This window comes from Secundilactobacillus muriivasis, from assembly GCF_054785195.1.
In genome coordinates this window covers 83,112-97,141 of the sequence record NZ_BAABMI010000027.1, presented here as the reverse complement: position 1 = coordinate 97,141, position 14,030 = coordinate 83,112, and the positions used below count along the sequence as shown (strand labels likewise).

The window sequence follows — 14,030 nt, the reverse complement described above, 5'->3', positions numbered from 1 at the left end:
AAGCAAGATCAAAAGCCGTCAGTTTTTGAAAAACATGAAAACTGACGACTTTTTTGAAAGGTATGAATAATTCAGGTATATGATTCAGGGAAATATTTCTTGATTTGTGCTAAAGATTTGGGATTATTAATCGTGGCTGATGTTGATTCAGCGAAAAACTCGGCTTCTGCATGACCGTTAGCAACTTTCTTGTTACCACCATACTCTTTGGTCGTCCAATAGCCTTTCCCATGACCAAAACCTAACGATAACCCGCCATTAGTAGCAGCTTCAACCATATCTGAAACATCAGCAAAAAGTCGCCAATTTGTATCGTCATCGGCTATATATTGCTCTCTCCAAGCCCGTTCCACATTATAGGAAGATACTACATCAGGAAATTCATCATAGATAGACTGAACTGCTGCTAGTCCTTCTTTGTGTAGCATATCCTGCAACCCGTATTTTGGCTTAAGGCTGTAGTTAGAGTAAGTTGCAATCTCAGCATCTTTCACCGACCTTTTTAGATAGCGGTGAACGGTCTGTAGAATTGCACCATCTCCAGTATCGTCAATGCTGTGGGCGAGTTCATGAAATAATACATCGTTTTCTGTTGCATACCTGGTATCACCATTAAATGATTTTTTATCAAATTGAATTAGCTTACTACCAGCTAAATAATAGGAACCCCGGTTAGGTGAAGTCCTAATTGCCACTGCTTTCGGTCGTGTTGCAAATAGCTTCTGCATATTCTCAGGTGCTTTTTCAAGGATCTTCATGAAAGTCTCTGGAACATCAGTCCCTAACTCACTTAAGCGTTCCTTATCATCGCTACTCAAAACGTTATTTAGATTAATAGCATATCCAGTGGGTTTGTATGGTGTTGGCTTAGGCATCTCAGCCCCAGAGTTAACTAGCTTCTTCCATTCGTCAAATTTCATATTTCTAACCAGCTTACCCTTGCCAGTTTCAGGATCACGATACCATCGGCTAGTCGTCTCTGGTAAATCATCCGTATAAGGTACTGTAGTACATCGGCACCGACTGTGGATGATTGGGTAGTTCACCCCGTTCTTACGTTCTGACAATTTAAAAATGGCACCGTCTAAGCGTCCACACACAGCACAAGTGTGCGACTCTAACGTTGCCATATACTGGTACTTTTCAATTTCGTTTTCTTCATAACTTTCAGCAGTGGCTTCTTCAGCAACGTGAGCCATTTCACTGATAACTAAACGATGGATGTTATTACGTTGAATATCCTGAAATCTAGCGTGAAACATCTTGCTAATTCGCTGTGGACTGTAACCCAACAGAGTTCCACGAAGCACTGCATCCATCAAATAACTGGGTAGCTCTTTGGTGTAGTTCTTCCAGATTCGCTGTGAGAAGTCTTTACCATCTGGTGCCCACGGTTTTGAAACGGCTACTTTTAACTGCTGTTCATTGAATCGTGCAAAGTTAGCAGTAAACTGTGCCTTTTGAGCTTGAATGTTGAATGTTGTTCGCATGTAGGTGTCATCATACTGCTTAGTTAATTCCTGTTGCATATCAGTGGTCTGTTGATTTGCAAAACTCCGTGTGTGGAACTGAAGTTGCTTCTCCAAAGACTGCAACCGAGCAACCCGACTTCTGAAGTACTCGGCATCAAGCTCTGCATCATATCCACCGGCTCTAGCCTTGGCTTCAAACTGCTTTAAAGTTAGCTGCCAGTGTTTGGTACTGATATTACGCAGTAGCTTACGTGCAGTTTCCTTATCAATAGCCTGGTTATTAGCGTAACGGGTCACCCAATACTCCATTTCGCTTTGAAGCTCTCGGTACAGCCCGTTTAGCTGTGGCTGAAGGGCACGCTCATACTCAGCGCTATTCTTTAACTCCCTTGCTTTGACTTGAAGATGGCGGCGTTCCCAATACTGTTGGTTCGTCATCGTCATCAGGATCACCACCATTCAAATCGTTGAGTGCATCGGGGTTATCATAGCCATCGTGTTTAACCGCATCATCTTCACGGTCCTTCAACTCCTGCTGCCAGTCTTCCACAATCGGGTTAGCCTTAGCAACAGCTTCATCTGATGAGTATTGAGCAACTGCTGATAAAATTTGGGCCCGCTCTAAATCATTTTGAATCAGCGTCCGAGTCCAAGTCTGCTTGACCTTAGTATCATCGGCGTCCGCTACACCCATAAACCGTAAGATGGCCTTGACCAGCTCACTGATACCAATCTCGAATTGAGCTTGGGTGTTTCCGGCTTTTAGTTCGAGGTGCGAGTACAGCATTTTAATGGCAGCGCCCGTTGCGTTATTGGCCTCGAACTTAGTTGGGTCGATGCCTTGACCCTGCTTAAAGATTTTAGCTTCGGTCGTTTCCAACAGACTGTTTCTAGCATCCACAGGAATATCAATCGTGAGTGTTTCTAGGCCTGACTTATCACCAGTCCCCATACTCTCAAACTTAACGGCCTTATCCTGTTTCAGAGCTTTCTTAAACTCCGCCAGCGATTCTCCACCATAGTTTGTGAGCACTAAAATGACCTGTTGAACGTCATCAACGTCATTCACGAACCCGTTATAAACCGAATCGTAAACGTCAATCTGGCCTTTGTATTTAGTCAATTCCGGGCGTCCAAACTCGTTCTTCTTGAATGGAATAAACGGAATGTGTCCGGGATCATCATAGGTCATTGTGTTACTAGTGCCCGTTTCAATCCCAGTCGTAATGTCCACAGCAGTGAAACGGTCATAGACTGGTTTCAGGTCAGAGTAGGCGTCTTCATCAGTGGACTGCCATACAGTTACCTCGGTATCAGTCCAATACTCATGAATGTTTCGAGTGCCACCAGTTGCCGGATTGATTTCTTCATAGCTTCGGCGCACTGCCAAAAGCTTACGCTCTAAGTCGTTAGAGTAAATCGGTGTAACTTGGTCAGGCGGTACGATACCATACTTAAAGCCTTCGTCCTTATCTTTCCAATAGTGGACCCAAGCTACACCGGCATTCGCCGCATACACTACCAAGCTGTTTAGGCGAACACCAAACTCATCACCAAGAATATCAACCAGCTTATCATTGTTGGTTTCGTCTTCAACGTCAATCTGTGGCGGTGTCGTGGTTAGATAGCCAGCTTCTTGATCAACAATCAATTGATGGTAGTTGCTACTAACACGGTTGTCCGCACTCCGCAACAACTCATTAATCTTGCCATCATTACGAGCCTTTGACTGACCACCGACTGGAATAGTGATGTCGTTTTCATTTAAGTAGTAACGCATCGAGGTCTTGTAGTCTTCGATAAATTCATTGTGCATGCTATCGGTTCTCTTAAGCAGCTTCTTCATTGCTTCTACTTCCAAGGTCTGAACCCTCCCTTCTTCATTAAGCTTTCAAGTGCGTACCTGGTGCGGTCAATTGAGTGATCGTCACCATCAGGGTAGCCTGATTTGAAGTTCCCGTTGGCATCTCGTTCCAGCTCATAGCCCGTAAACTCTCTGGTTGCATTAGGACACCGCTCAGGGTCAACCACAATCTCTCTTAGGTCTTGCAGCCACTTGAACCCATGCTCACGACTACCAGGACCTTTCTTGGCACCGACTAGGTTCAGGCCTAAGTCTCTAAACTCAGAGATAGTTCTAGGCTCAGCCGAATCGGCGATAACGACTTCGTTCGCTGGGTTGAGTTTCTTAATGGCTTCCACAGCGGTGCGGTTCTTCATGCCGACCTGGTAAATCTCGGTAAACAAAAAGATCCGGCGTCTAGCCGAATCCCAGTAGATGTCACCATATGATAGTGGGTCATGCGCAAAACCAAAGTCGATACCGCGATAGATCTTATCGAAGTGACTGATTTCTTCATCCGTGATGCGCCGAACAGTTACATTGTTGAAGACTTCAGCGCCAGTCCCGGTTACTTCACCCAGATATTCATGGGCGTAAGCCTTTGGATTGTCCTTGCGGAGTTGCTCCGCATCGGCTAGAAATTCTTTCCCTAACCACTCTTTTGGCACGGTCAGGTAATCGCTAGAGTGCACCAGCGTATCGTCACGTAGCCCCTGTTTATCGCTCTCCTGATTGACCCATGAATTAACGCTGGCTGGCGGGTTGTAGGAGTAGAAGGTGATGATGTCTGAACCACCACGGTTGAGTGATTGGTTGATACTCCGAATCTCTTCCATGCCCTTGAACTCGGCAACTTCTTCATAGTGTTTGAACTTCGTATAGCCATGCCGAAACTTCTGCGATTTGATTTTGAGTGGGTTATCAGCGCCCTTAAACCGTATCTGTTGACCGGTTGGCAAGTAAGTTAGTTGCATCGGACTTACTGAGTCTTGCCACAGATGATTAACGCCTAACTGGTCAATTGCCCACAGGTATTGATCATAGACCGATTCACGCAACGTTGTAGCGTAACGACGCATGACCACAGCGTTAGCATCAGGATCAGTCATGATGCCTAAAACAATTTCCAAACTAACAAAAGAGGACTTGGTACTACCACGCCCTCCCTTTAACCAATAATTTGAATGAATGTGATTCTTGATATCATGGTGTAACTGGTAAAACGCTGGTGCGGTAACGGATGCTAGTTTAACCATCGTCATCACCAGCCTTATCTGGTACATCATCAATGATTTGAACGGGGCCAACGTTAGCGTTGATATCTTGCCTGATAGTAGGCATAAATCCAGCTCGATCCAATAAATCTTTAGCAGCATTGAATCTAACCAGTTCACTCTTTGCGTCAAGTAGGTGGACCATCGTTCTCATGGCTTGTGGCGTAGAACGACTAATTGTTTCATCGGTGTAAGCCTTCATCGCATCAATGAAATCAGGTTCCCGTTTCCACCTCGATAACGTTGTTGGGTGAATTTTTAACTGTGCGCTAATGTTAGTTTGGGAGAGATTGCCCTCAAACATTAGTTCAATCGCTTTCTGTTGCTTCTTTGTTATCATGCTATCCCTCCTAACTATTAGCGTTGTTTAGCAATTAAATAATAGACTGGTTCACCTAAATGTTCTTTTGCATGGCACTCTTGGCAAAGAGTAATTCCATTATCAACATTTACTCGATTGATTGGATCATTAGACCAGTACGAAATATGGTGAGCACATAAATTCTCAGTCGAACCACAATGCTGACAAGTACTATTATCACGTTTAAGAACCTTCTGTCGCCATCGCCTGACCATGAAGCTCTCACGATCAGTCACAACCGCATATTCTTCAATCATATCGTTAACGAGTTTCTTTGGAAAAACGTAACGCAACAATAATCTAGAGGCCATCTTTTGCTCCGATGACGTGTCCCAAGAACCAATAGTTGCCAACGCATCAACGATATCCATGTAGTTCAGATAATTTCCTTTGATTGTAAGCTGAGTATCAATGTAACTAATAACGTTCAACTCATCATCCGAAAATTCATGATTGTCGGTAAATTGACGTTGTTCTGCTGTTAGTTTAGCCATTCCACAGGCCTCCTTTCATTATTGGGTGACCATTGTCTTGTACGATAGAAGTTGTATTGCTGGCGCTTAGTGTCATCGCGATTACGTGTGACCGTGTTGTACTTGTGCGTGTAATGCTCATCGTGGCTACGTGCCCAACGTTCACGGCTAGCTAGATACTCAGCCCGGCTGTCTGCACCTTCTTACGCGCGGCATTACATCATCCCAAGTCTCTTAAACCGTTCTTCGACCTTACGTGCAACCCTATCATTCTTACGCTGTATCTCACGTTGCACCTTAGCTGATTTATTCATAGCCTTTTCCACATGTTTGCTAAAATTCTGAAACGCCTTATCATAATCACGTGCCACCCGTTGATAATCCTTCATCACTGAATTCAATTTACGCACCTCCCTGATTGTATTAAAAAACCACTCGTAATGAGTGGTAATTTTGAGACCTACGCAGGCTGTTAGTTTAGCCGTTGTCAGGCCTCCTTTTTAATTGGTTGTAAAGATAATCCTAAAAATATACACGCTTTCACTCACTGCGGATGCCAGGATAGCAAACATCAGTGCAACGCCAATTTCACTTATAATTGACTTTTCCGTTTCAGGAAAGACGCTAATCACAACAATTGCCAGAACAGAAGTCATAAAGTATAGAAAGGTTGCGATTATAATTCTCTCCAAGAACTTTTTATCCGTACCTAATTTGCGTAACCATCCCGCACTTAGCTTGGGCACAAACGCTAACGCCGCCATAAAAATTGCAGTGGCTAAACTAGAAAATGACACAATGTTTGAAACTGAATCTTGGTAATTTGGCAGTCTACTCGGAGTTGCTTTTATCGCAATCATTAAAACAAACGTAATCATAAAAATACTAATAGAAAATCTATTTCTATGAATCCTTGCTTTCGTTATCATCCATATACACCTTCAATGCTATTGTCTTCTGGATGAATTCAACTTGGCTTGCAAAAGCCTTAGCCAAATAATTAAAGTTGTCACGAATTGTCATGCCCACAGCAGTATCAAACTCAATATACCCTCTGTAATTTAGCTTATTCGTAATCAAGTCAAAAAGAACTTCCTGACCATCTTTAATTCCTTCAACTTTAATTGATTTCACGTCATCAAATTCATCCATCCCGAGTCTTGTTTCCATATAATGTTTAATTTTACTTTTTGTTTTTTCTTTGTTTAAACTAACAGATTTCATTCTGACTTCGAACTCATCTGCCTCTAAATCATTTGCAAGTGCAATATCTCCCATTTCTGATCTAGCGTCATCTTTCTGGTTATTCGCATCCCCAGTTTTGGAAACCTTATAGTCAACGGCCGTAATAATAGTCATTTCGTCTAAATCTTCTATTCCTTTTTTATCCGGAATAAAAGCAAGTCTAAGTCCCTGGGCATCAAGTATTTGTTGCAAAAATTTCTTTAAAGCCCACAAATTCACTCCTCCAGAGGTTCTCCCGGTGGCTACTACGGAGTAAAACGGATCAACTATAAACTGTGAATCAACTAGTGGTCCAACTTGATTCATATCCACATCATCATCAGATAAGTCCACGACTTCTTCTCTATCACTAACCACTTTTGACAAATCACCGTATTTAATCTGTTGAGCCGAATCAACCTTTGCAATATTAATTGCAAAGCAATAATAATCCACCGTATCTTCACCGTAATTAATAAGCTTGTTCATGGAGATTTTTTGGATTGCCGAAATATAATACCGAACATCGTCAATTGTTAACTCATCAATTTCATCGTAGTTCTGATTAACGAACAACTGAAAAATATGATCTATTTTACTTTTTAGATCAAACTTGTGTTTCCCCTGTTGAAGCTCATAAAATGCAATTTGCTTTTGACGCCGAACTAAATTAGCCATGCTATCTCCTCCAAGTATCAAATATCCCATATTTTTAGCATAACAAAACCCCAGCATTTCTGCTAGGGTCTCGTTGGCTAAATACATGTTCGGGAAAGAAAATAGTATGTCGAATACTTTTTCACACTATCATTGTATAACTTTGATTCGGGCTTTTGGGAGCGGATTTTCGGCACTATTTGGACACGTCATTGAGACTATCAATTCCGAAAATCATTACGCCCAGTTCATTGATTGCCTTACGTTCATCCCGACGAATGGTTTTTTCATCACACCCAAACTTTTCCGCCAGCTTTACCCGCGTCATCGTCTCAGTGTTAATGTACAGTGTCTTAATCACCTTGTAGCGCCGCTGTTGTTCTGCCGTTCCCGCCATACAAATCGCTTCATAGCGATCAAGCACCTTATTGAGAAAGATAATCATCTCCTTAGAGCGCGCCCGGTACCCCAGTAATGAGTATAGGGTCAACTCATACTTGTTTAACGGAGTGTCCTCCTCAAGCACCGGCATATCAATATCAACGTGGCTCTCTAATAACCGGTAATTCTGAAATAGTGCCTTCGTGTTACGTTTAATTTTCTCACTTTCGGTCTCCGAAAAGTCGTTGCCTTTAGTAATTAGCCGATCCACAATCTTATCAATCGTACTGTCCGTTAGTTCAATCGCCATAAACTACCCTCCCAACATGCAAATTTCTTTGATCACTTCGTTGCGCTCTTTGCCGGTTAAATGATGGTATGCCACTCGAATCGTGTTCGGCATTTTATTAACATGCCGGGTCATCCAACTAATCGAACGAATGATATCAGCATCATGCTGTTCAAAGATGTTCACGAAGTAGTTTTTGAATTTAATTTGGTCTTTAGTCATTATCCGCCTCACTTTCTGAACGTCCACACATTGCTTACGATAGCAACCACACAAACAGCAGTGGCAACCCACTTCCAAATGCCTTGAGTAACTACCATGCCATTAAGGGTAACTTCACCGAACAGGACTGCTATTAAAAGCATGGTAAAAACACCCGTGGTCCAGCCCGAAATTAATAGGTACCAGTTCATTTACCGCCCAACACCTTTCCAATATCGTTGCCCATTCGTTTGAAGGCTTCACTCATTGAACCAGCTGGTGGCGTAGGTTCGATCCGCTCGAGGCGGTTATCGTGATTCAAGAGATATTTATCATACTCATTCTTGAACTTTTCCAACCGTGCCCCCAGAATCATCGTCGTGATAATCGCTGACAGTGCAATCGAGATGATTGCCGTTAGTGCGTACATCATTCGCCCACCTTCACTTCCACAGTGACTAAACGTCCATTCAAGTAACCTAACTTCTTTAAATTAGAGTCCGAGAGAAAACGCTGTGCAGCTAACGCATCAGTGGTAGGTACAATTCGAAGTTGATTATTTACCTGCTTAAGTGAAGCTAAATATTCGCCAGATGCAAACTCAAACACGTTAAATTTCATTCCGCCGCCTCCTTGATTTTGACATCACCCAACCAAACTTCGATGGGGAGGTTGCCGATTTTTCGTAGAATCTGGTCACTAACAATATCAGTAGCACTCGTGCTCCAACTTGATACGGCACCCATCGTTCCTAACGGATCATCAAGAAACAGATGTAATTCATTCGTTTTAGTTGATGATCGATTTACTCGCCACATTTCATAATCGTGGGCCTTATCAACAACGCTCGTTTCAAAACCGGCTTTAAATCTGGTCAATAAATCTTGTTTAGTCCACTTTGAATTCTAGCTTTCATCACTGATTGCCTTGTAAAACGCCCGAGTACTACCACCGAGATTTAGCTTCATTCCATTTGTGAAAAAGGCCTCCGCCTCACCATCGCTATTATCTTGAACCATAATTACCTGATTTAAATTAACCATTGCCGGGTGGCCACCCTCAGCTTCTATGCCTAAAGACATCCACTTAGGTTCAATTGTTGTCTCCATATACAAATTCCTCCTAGTTTAGTGCTCGTTACAGTCATTTGATATACCCTCCCAGTGCGATACGACCACTAACATCATTCTCTTTAGCACGAATGTATGGTAAAGCTCGGTGTGCTAAGCTGGTTTTCACATCTTCCAAAGTCAACGGAAACTTTCCATACCTCGTAACGTTCGCATTTGCGTTTAATCGTTCAGTAATCTCTTCGAGCGTCATTTGACTGGTCGACATGTGATTGTACATCTTGTTCAACGCTTCTTGATAAGTCGTTGTCCGATGATATTTCACCATCATTTCAATACGATGATCCTCTTTACGAAAATACGCCTTCCGAAAATCCGCGAACTCTTCCCACGCATCATCGGGGACCTTATCTGGACCGCCATATTCGTCTTCGATAATGTGGACTGCTTTGGTGAACTCGTTAGGTTTCATCTCGACCACCGATTTCAGTAAGTGGCTGATTCAAATGTTCAATTTCGAAAAGTGCGACCTTTAGTCCGTCGGTCAATGTGGTTTCATCATTTTCTGATGGCGCCGGTGTATTCTTAATGTCAATAATCAACCGGTGAGTCAATTCTTTCAGCGGATCAGGGTATTTGATTTCAACCATCAAATTAGTAAGCGTGATGGATTTTTCAATCTCTGCAACTTCACTATCGTCAAACCACTGAATCAAGCTTCCAGCCCTCACGTTGGGGTTGTGCTCACCACACATGAAGTAGTTGTGCTTGCTATGCTTACCGCGGGTTAAGTACTGCTGTCCTTGATTGCTTTTAACATCTGGTAGATAGAACCGTCTTAACTTACTCATGCAGGTCACTCTCCTTCACGAACACGCCATTGACCATCTCGCCTTTGCGGTCCTTGATGGTGTTGTACGCCACTCGCAAGCACCCTTGAAACGACACACCTAGTTGCTGACACAGGATAATCATGACCACCGTCATGTCACCCATAGAGTCACTAGTCTTGATGACGTCGTTTTTGTTGATTCCTTGGGCTAGTTCACCCAACTCTTCGGTTAGCTTGTTAAGTTGCTTGGTTGGATCAGCCACATCCAGGCCTCGTTCGCAAGACCATCGTTCAACGCCTTTAATTAATTCGTTCATCGTACACGCTCCTTAGTTAATTGTCCTAACGGAATTTCCCGCTTCTCCAACAACGCTGTTTGGTAGGCGCCTCGATTGATGATGGCGTGCACCCATCCGTATTTACGGGTGTCACCTTCCAACCAGCTCACTTTGTCACCCGGTTTAATCATTGAGCTCACCCCAGTCATCACAATAGAGAAACTCCGCCGAAACGTTAAAGTAATGTGCTAACTTAAACAGCGTTGGAATATCTGGTAAATGCTCGCCTCGTTCCCATCTACTAACGGTACGTGCATCAAACCCCATCACGTTACCAAGCTCTTTTTGAGTTAGCTCGTACTGCTTACGTAGTAATCTAATTCGGTTTTCCATTCGATTCACCTTCCACAATCTTCAACGCATCATCAACTGATCGGGCCACTCCATATAAAACTGGGACGGTTTTAAGAATCTTCGCAAACTTTTTTTGATCTTCTCGCAGTCGTCCGGTTTCATTTTTCATCTCAATAAAAAACATTTTGCCATCACTATGCCGATAACCAAACAGATCAGGGAATCCTTTTGGTAATCCAGTGTCGAACCACCGACCATTATCCATTTTGACTTTACCGACGTTTGCCCGAAAAATCGTGCAACCATGCTGGCTAATTGCTACCCTAACATCGTTTTGAATTTTTTGTTCTCGTGTCATATTTTTTTTAAGTGAATCAATGAAGCACTGACATTTCAACTTGAAGCATTCGTTTGTCCTTACTCTCCCAAGGGATTAGACGGCGTGAAACCGTGTATCGCTAAAAAATGACTTTATACGTTATACACGCACCCTATGTCTATACCCCTATATAAAATATATATATATATATATATTTAGTGTAGTAGTAGATTCATATAAAAGGTGCGCCTTACTCTCCCAAGGGATTAAGCGTGAAGCACTAAGTGGATTTTGAGCACTTCATAGTTAATTCAGCGCTTCAAATCCGCTTATACCCCCTTTTCACGACTCTCCCAAATCTTTTTTGGGCTGGTTTCCAACCGCCATGATTATCCATGACGTACTTAATTTTCTTAGCCAAGCGTCGATTGTTCACCAGATTATCTTCACCAATCTCATGAGCGATCTCTTTACTTGCCACAAAACTTCCAGTAAACCGCTGAAGGTACTCTTCAATCTGAGCCTCTTCTTCGTCTACATACATAAACGACTTTCTCAAATCGCCTAGTAACTTCTCCTGTTCCTCCGTCAACATGAAATCAAAACCATCCTGATAGTAAGTGGTGAATTCACCCCAGAGCTGGTCGATGTAGTCCTGTGGTAGTTCCGTTAGTGGGGACTTCTCTTGTTTGGCCTTATCGGCTAACACTGGCATGAAGCGCCGTTCACCGGTCTTATCTTTCAGATAGGTCATTTCATTGGTCGTCCGAGCCATCACAAAGTTTTTATTTCGCCGTACACTATGCCGAGCATAAGCGGCCCGAAACTCAAACGTCTCTGAACTAATGAACTTCTTTAAGATTTCAAAGGACGAATTATTGGTGGCGGTCATTTCGTCATCGTTGACGATCAGGGCTCGCAGCATGTTTTGAAAATTATCCTTGTTTTCGAAGTCCGTAAACTGATCTGTATACCAGCCATTAGAAACTTTCTTGAGCAGTGTGGTTTTCCCAACGCCTTGACCACCAACTAAATCTAAAACGTAATCAAACTTCATCTCTGGTCGATAAGCCTTTGCCACCGCGCCGGTGAAGAAAATCTTCGTTTCCAACGTGGTAACTTCGGACCGTTCGGCACCCAGATACATTGGCAAGAAGTCAGCAACCCGTTCAGTGCCGTCCCAATCCGTTTGACACTGTTCAAAATAATCCAATACCGGATTAAATACGTTCTTGCGGGCCACGTTAGTCATCGCACCGGTCAGTAACCGGTCTGCAAACATCACATTGTATTTCAATTCCATGTAACCGAGTAACGCCGGGGTGTAATCATCATCAATTCGACCCTTTTCGAGCATCAACTTGGGTAAATCTTCGAGCAATTCAATTTCATAGGTAAATTCGTTGAAGGCAAACTTACCAGCCAACATTGGATCTCGTTCTAAAATCGTCGCCACGTTGGTAATGCTGTTAGCGCGAATTTTGCCGTCTTTGGTTGTTTTAAAACCCGAAATCGGCATTTCAGTCACGTTACTTTGTAGTGCCTTTAATTTTTCAATACTCTCTTCAACCGCCATTTTTAGCCTCCTCTCGTCTGCGGATTTCTTTTTTCAGCATTGAATCAAATGTGCGATCAAACTCATTTAGTGGTAATGAATTCGGGGTGCTTGTATTAGCCAATTTTGCAAGCTGATAGACTTTTTCAGCATCAACGTTCCGATATAGCAAGCCACCTACAAAACTCGTTAGAGCATTGTTTCGACCCCCTGTGTCGCCGAATCCGTCCACGATAGTTTCAAACAATCGACTAGTATTGGTCTTCTCATCTGACACTGGTAAATTCATCGCTGGTGTCGTATTGGACCGTTGGTTGATCGCTGCTACCAATTTAGTTGAAGCTGTCACCATTGGTTCTCGGTTTAACCACTGATAGCCTTCACTAGGTGCTACCACCACGTAATTATTTGGGTGGGCCTTGATATCCACACCTGGCAACCAGCCAATATTTTGCTGCACGCTTTGGTCTTCACGTTTCAGATAGAACAACTGCTGACCGCCGTGCCGGGTTCGTTGTGCTAACGTTTTACGAAAATACCCAGTATGATCCATCTTCGCTAACGTTGCGATACCGTCCACACCGCCTTCATGTCGGTCAATATCAACAACGAAGAAGTTGGTGGTTCGTAACGCTATTCCAGCGTATGGATGGTCGGTCCAATATTGTCTGATTTCGTCAACCGTTAAGGGCGGTTTATCAGCAAACCGAATTAACGGTTTCTTGCCTACCATTGGCAAAACACTCATTCCATGTTTGGCGTACATCACTGCCGAATTAACAAGATTCTGTATCATACAATCACCATCTTTGAGCAGGGCATCTCACCCCGCCGGTGGAAACGACACTGCGTTAATTGATTAATCGAAGGGCAACTGGCTATCATCCACCACTGGTGATTCTGTGGCGTCCTGACTAGCCGTGTCAGGAGCGAACGGATCATCAGCTGGTAGTTCCTCTGGCTGTTCGGCTTCATCGAGGTCATAAGAAGTGTACGGATTCGATGGATCCTTCTTGTTTTCCCGCACCGTGACTTTTAGAATCATCGTGACGCCTTCGTGACCGTGCATTTTTTGGTACAAATTTTCGTGCGTATCAGTTTCGTTATCGGCAAAATCATCTGGAGTAATTTCAACACCTAAGAAAGCGCCTAGTTTCATGATCAGCTTGATATTCCGATCTAAGATAAACTTTGGAATCGGCTTGCCTGACTTAGCTGTTTCAGCAAAGGAAATGTTGACGTTCTCCTTTTGACCAGTATGGTCTCCTTCTATTACTTCAAATGTGGCGCCAAAGCAATCCCAACCAGAATCGAAAACTCGGTGTGCAACTTCTGAAACTACCGTAGTGTAATCACCAGCTGGTAAACCTGCAGCAGTTGCTACTGCGTCTGTCTTTGGATCATAGCTTGATGCCGCGATTTCATTTGCAATATCTCGTAAACTCAT

General features: G+C 43.2%; 23 protein-coding genes and 1 pseudogene. All 24 read right to left on the bottom strand.

Annotated features, from left to right (window positions below; genetic code table 11):
* Positions 1-71: 71 nt before the first annotated feature.
* The 24 genes and pseudogenes from ACYVR3_RS07540 to ACYVR3_RS07425 all read right to left on the bottom strand — a co-directional run bounded on the left by ACYVR3_RS07540 (position 72) and on the right by ACYVR3_RS07425 (position 14,030).
* Positions 72-1,916 (bottom strand): minor capsid protein, encoded by a 1,845-nt coding sequence (locus ACYVR3_RS07540; RefSeq protein WP_461243745.1) that lies wholly within the window; start codon positions 1,914-1,916, stop codon positions 72-74.
* Positions 1,846-3,333 (bottom strand): phage portal protein, encoded by a 1,488-nt coding sequence (locus ACYVR3_RS07535; RefSeq protein ID WP_461243744.1) that lies wholly within the window; start codon positions 3,331-3,333, stop codon positions 1,846-1,848. The genes ACYVR3_RS07540 and ACYVR3_RS07535 overlap by 71 nt, the downstream gene beginning before the upstream one ends.
* A complete protein-coding gene (locus ACYVR3_RS07530; protein ID WP_461243743.1) occupies positions 3,324-4,571 on the bottom strand; it encodes a PBSX family phage terminase large subunit in 1,248 nt (415 codons plus the stop codon). The genes ACYVR3_RS07535 and ACYVR3_RS07530 overlap by 10 nt, the downstream gene beginning before the upstream one ends.
* The gene (locus tag ACYVR3_RS07525) at positions 4,564-4,929 is read right to left on the bottom strand and encodes a phBC6A51 family helix-turn-helix protein (protein WP_461243742.1); all 366 of its coding nucleotides are present in this window, start codon (positions 4,927-4,929) and stop codon (positions 4,564-4,566) included. The genes ACYVR3_RS07530 and ACYVR3_RS07525 overlap by 8 nt, the downstream gene beginning before the upstream one ends.
* Positions 4,930-4,946: 17 nt before the next feature.
* Complete coding sequence (locus tag ACYVR3_RS07520) at positions 4,947-5,444, bottom strand: HNH endonuclease (protein ID WP_461243741.1); 498 nt, start codon at positions 5,442-5,444, stop codon at positions 4,947-4,949.
* A 26-nt stretch (positions 5,445-5,470) separates the two neighbouring features.
* Positions 5,471-5,617, bottom strand: a pseudogene (locus ACYVR3_RS07515) (HNH endonuclease); the annotation flags it as partial.
* A gap of 21 nt (positions 5,618-5,638) precedes the next feature.
* The gene (locus ACYVR3_RS07510) at positions 5,639-5,824 is read right to left on the bottom strand and encodes a hypothetical protein (protein ID WP_461243740.1); all 186 of its coding nucleotides are present in this window, start codon (positions 5,822-5,824) and stop codon (positions 5,639-5,641) included.
* A 99-nt stretch (positions 5,825-5,923) separates the two neighbouring features.
* Positions 5,924-6,352 carry a hypothetical protein gene (locus ACYVR3_RS07505; protein WP_461243739.1) on the bottom strand — a complete coding sequence of 143 codons (429 nt, stop codon included), beginning with the start codon at positions 6,350-6,352 and terminating at the stop codon, positions 5,924-5,926.
* Complete coding sequence (locus ACYVR3_RS07500) at positions 6,327-7,325, bottom strand: hypothetical protein (RefSeq protein ID WP_461243738.1); 999 nt, start codon at positions 7,323-7,325, stop codon at positions 6,327-6,329. Before ACYVR3_RS07500 ends, ACYVR3_RS07505 begins: the two co-directional genes overlap by 26 nt.
* 175 nt (positions 7,326-7,500) lie before the next feature.
* The gene (locus ACYVR3_RS07495) at positions 7,501-7,995 is read right to left on the bottom strand and encodes a hypothetical protein (RefSeq protein ID WP_461243737.1); all 495 of its coding nucleotides are present in this window, start codon (positions 7,993-7,995) and stop codon (positions 7,501-7,503) included.
* A 3-nt stretch (positions 7,996-7,998) separates the two neighbouring features.
* Positions 7,999-8,196: a hypothetical protein gene (locus ACYVR3_RS07490; RefSeq protein ID WP_461243736.1), complete on the bottom strand. Its 198-nt coding sequence runs from the start codon at positions 8,194-8,196 to the stop codon at positions 7,999-8,001.
* A 187-nt stretch (positions 8,197-8,383) separates the two neighbouring features.
* Positions 8,384-8,608 (bottom strand): hypothetical protein, encoded by a 225-nt coding sequence (locus ACYVR3_RS07485; RefSeq protein ID WP_461243735.1) that lies wholly within the window; start codon positions 8,606-8,608, stop codon positions 8,384-8,386.
* Positions 8,605-8,796, bottom strand: a complete 192-nt coding sequence (locus tag ACYVR3_RS07480; protein WP_461243734.1) for a hypothetical protein — start codon at positions 8,794-8,796, stop codon at positions 8,605-8,607. The genes ACYVR3_RS07485 and ACYVR3_RS07480 overlap by 4 nt, the downstream gene beginning before the upstream one ends.
* The gene (locus ACYVR3_RS07475; RefSeq protein WP_461243733.1) at positions 8,793-9,053 is read right to left on the bottom strand and encodes a hypothetical protein; all 261 of its coding nucleotides are present in this window, start codon (positions 9,051-9,053) and stop codon (positions 8,793-8,795) included. Before ACYVR3_RS07475 ends, ACYVR3_RS07480 begins: the two co-directional genes overlap by 4 nt.
* A gap of 27 nt (positions 9,054-9,080) precedes the next feature.
* The gene (locus ACYVR3_RS07470; RefSeq protein ID WP_461243732.1) at positions 9,081-9,284 is read right to left on the bottom strand and encodes a hypothetical protein; all 204 of its coding nucleotides are present in this window, start codon (positions 9,282-9,284) and stop codon (positions 9,081-9,083) included.
* 34 nt (positions 9,285-9,318) lie between these two features.
* Complete coding sequence (locus ACYVR3_RS07465; RefSeq protein WP_461243731.1) at positions 9,319-9,717, bottom strand: hypothetical protein; 399 nt, start codon at positions 9,715-9,717, stop codon at positions 9,319-9,321.
* Positions 9,707-10,096, bottom strand: coding sequence for a hypothetical protein (locus ACYVR3_RS07460; RefSeq protein ID WP_461243730.1), 390 nt, complete (start codon positions 10,094-10,096; stop codon positions 9,707-9,709). Before ACYVR3_RS07460 ends, ACYVR3_RS07465 begins: the two co-directional genes overlap by 11 nt.
* Complete coding sequence (locus ACYVR3_RS07455) at positions 10,089-10,394, bottom strand: MazG-like family protein (RefSeq protein WP_461243729.1); 306 nt, start codon at positions 10,392-10,394, stop codon at positions 10,089-10,091. Before ACYVR3_RS07455 ends, ACYVR3_RS07460 begins: the two co-directional genes overlap by 8 nt.
* Complete coding sequence (locus ACYVR3_RS07450) at positions 10,391-10,546, bottom strand: hypothetical protein (protein ID WP_461243728.1); 156 nt, start codon at positions 10,544-10,546, stop codon at positions 10,391-10,393. The genes ACYVR3_RS07455 and ACYVR3_RS07450 overlap by 4 nt, the downstream gene beginning before the upstream one ends.
* Positions 10,539-10,748: a helix-turn-helix transcriptional regulator gene (locus ACYVR3_RS07445; RefSeq protein WP_461243727.1), complete on the bottom strand. Its 210-nt coding sequence runs from the start codon at positions 10,746-10,748 to the stop codon at positions 10,539-10,541. Before ACYVR3_RS07445 ends, ACYVR3_RS07450 begins: the two co-directional genes overlap by 8 nt.
* Complete coding sequence (locus tag ACYVR3_RS07440) at positions 10,732-11,067, bottom strand: VRR-NUC domain-containing protein (RefSeq protein WP_461243726.1); 336 nt, start codon at positions 11,065-11,067, stop codon at positions 10,732-10,734. Before ACYVR3_RS07440 ends, ACYVR3_RS07445 begins: the two co-directional genes overlap by 17 nt.
* A gap of 280 nt (positions 11,068-11,347) precedes the next feature.
* Positions 11,348-12,604 carry a VapE domain-containing protein gene (locus ACYVR3_RS07435; protein ID WP_461243725.1) on the bottom strand — a complete coding sequence of 419 codons (1,257 nt, stop codon included), beginning with the start codon at positions 12,602-12,604 and terminating at the stop codon, positions 11,348-11,350.
* Complete coding sequence (locus ACYVR3_RS07430; RefSeq protein WP_461243748.1) at positions 12,594-13,376, bottom strand: bifunctional DNA primase/polymerase; 783 nt, start codon at positions 13,374-13,376, stop codon at positions 12,594-12,596. The genes ACYVR3_RS07435 and ACYVR3_RS07430 overlap by 11 nt, the downstream gene beginning before the upstream one ends.
* Before the next feature lie 66 nt (positions 13,377-13,442).
* Positions 13,443-14,030 (bottom strand): hypothetical protein, encoded by a 588-nt coding sequence (locus ACYVR3_RS07425; protein ID WP_461243724.1) that lies wholly within the window; start codon positions 14,028-14,030, stop codon positions 13,443-13,445.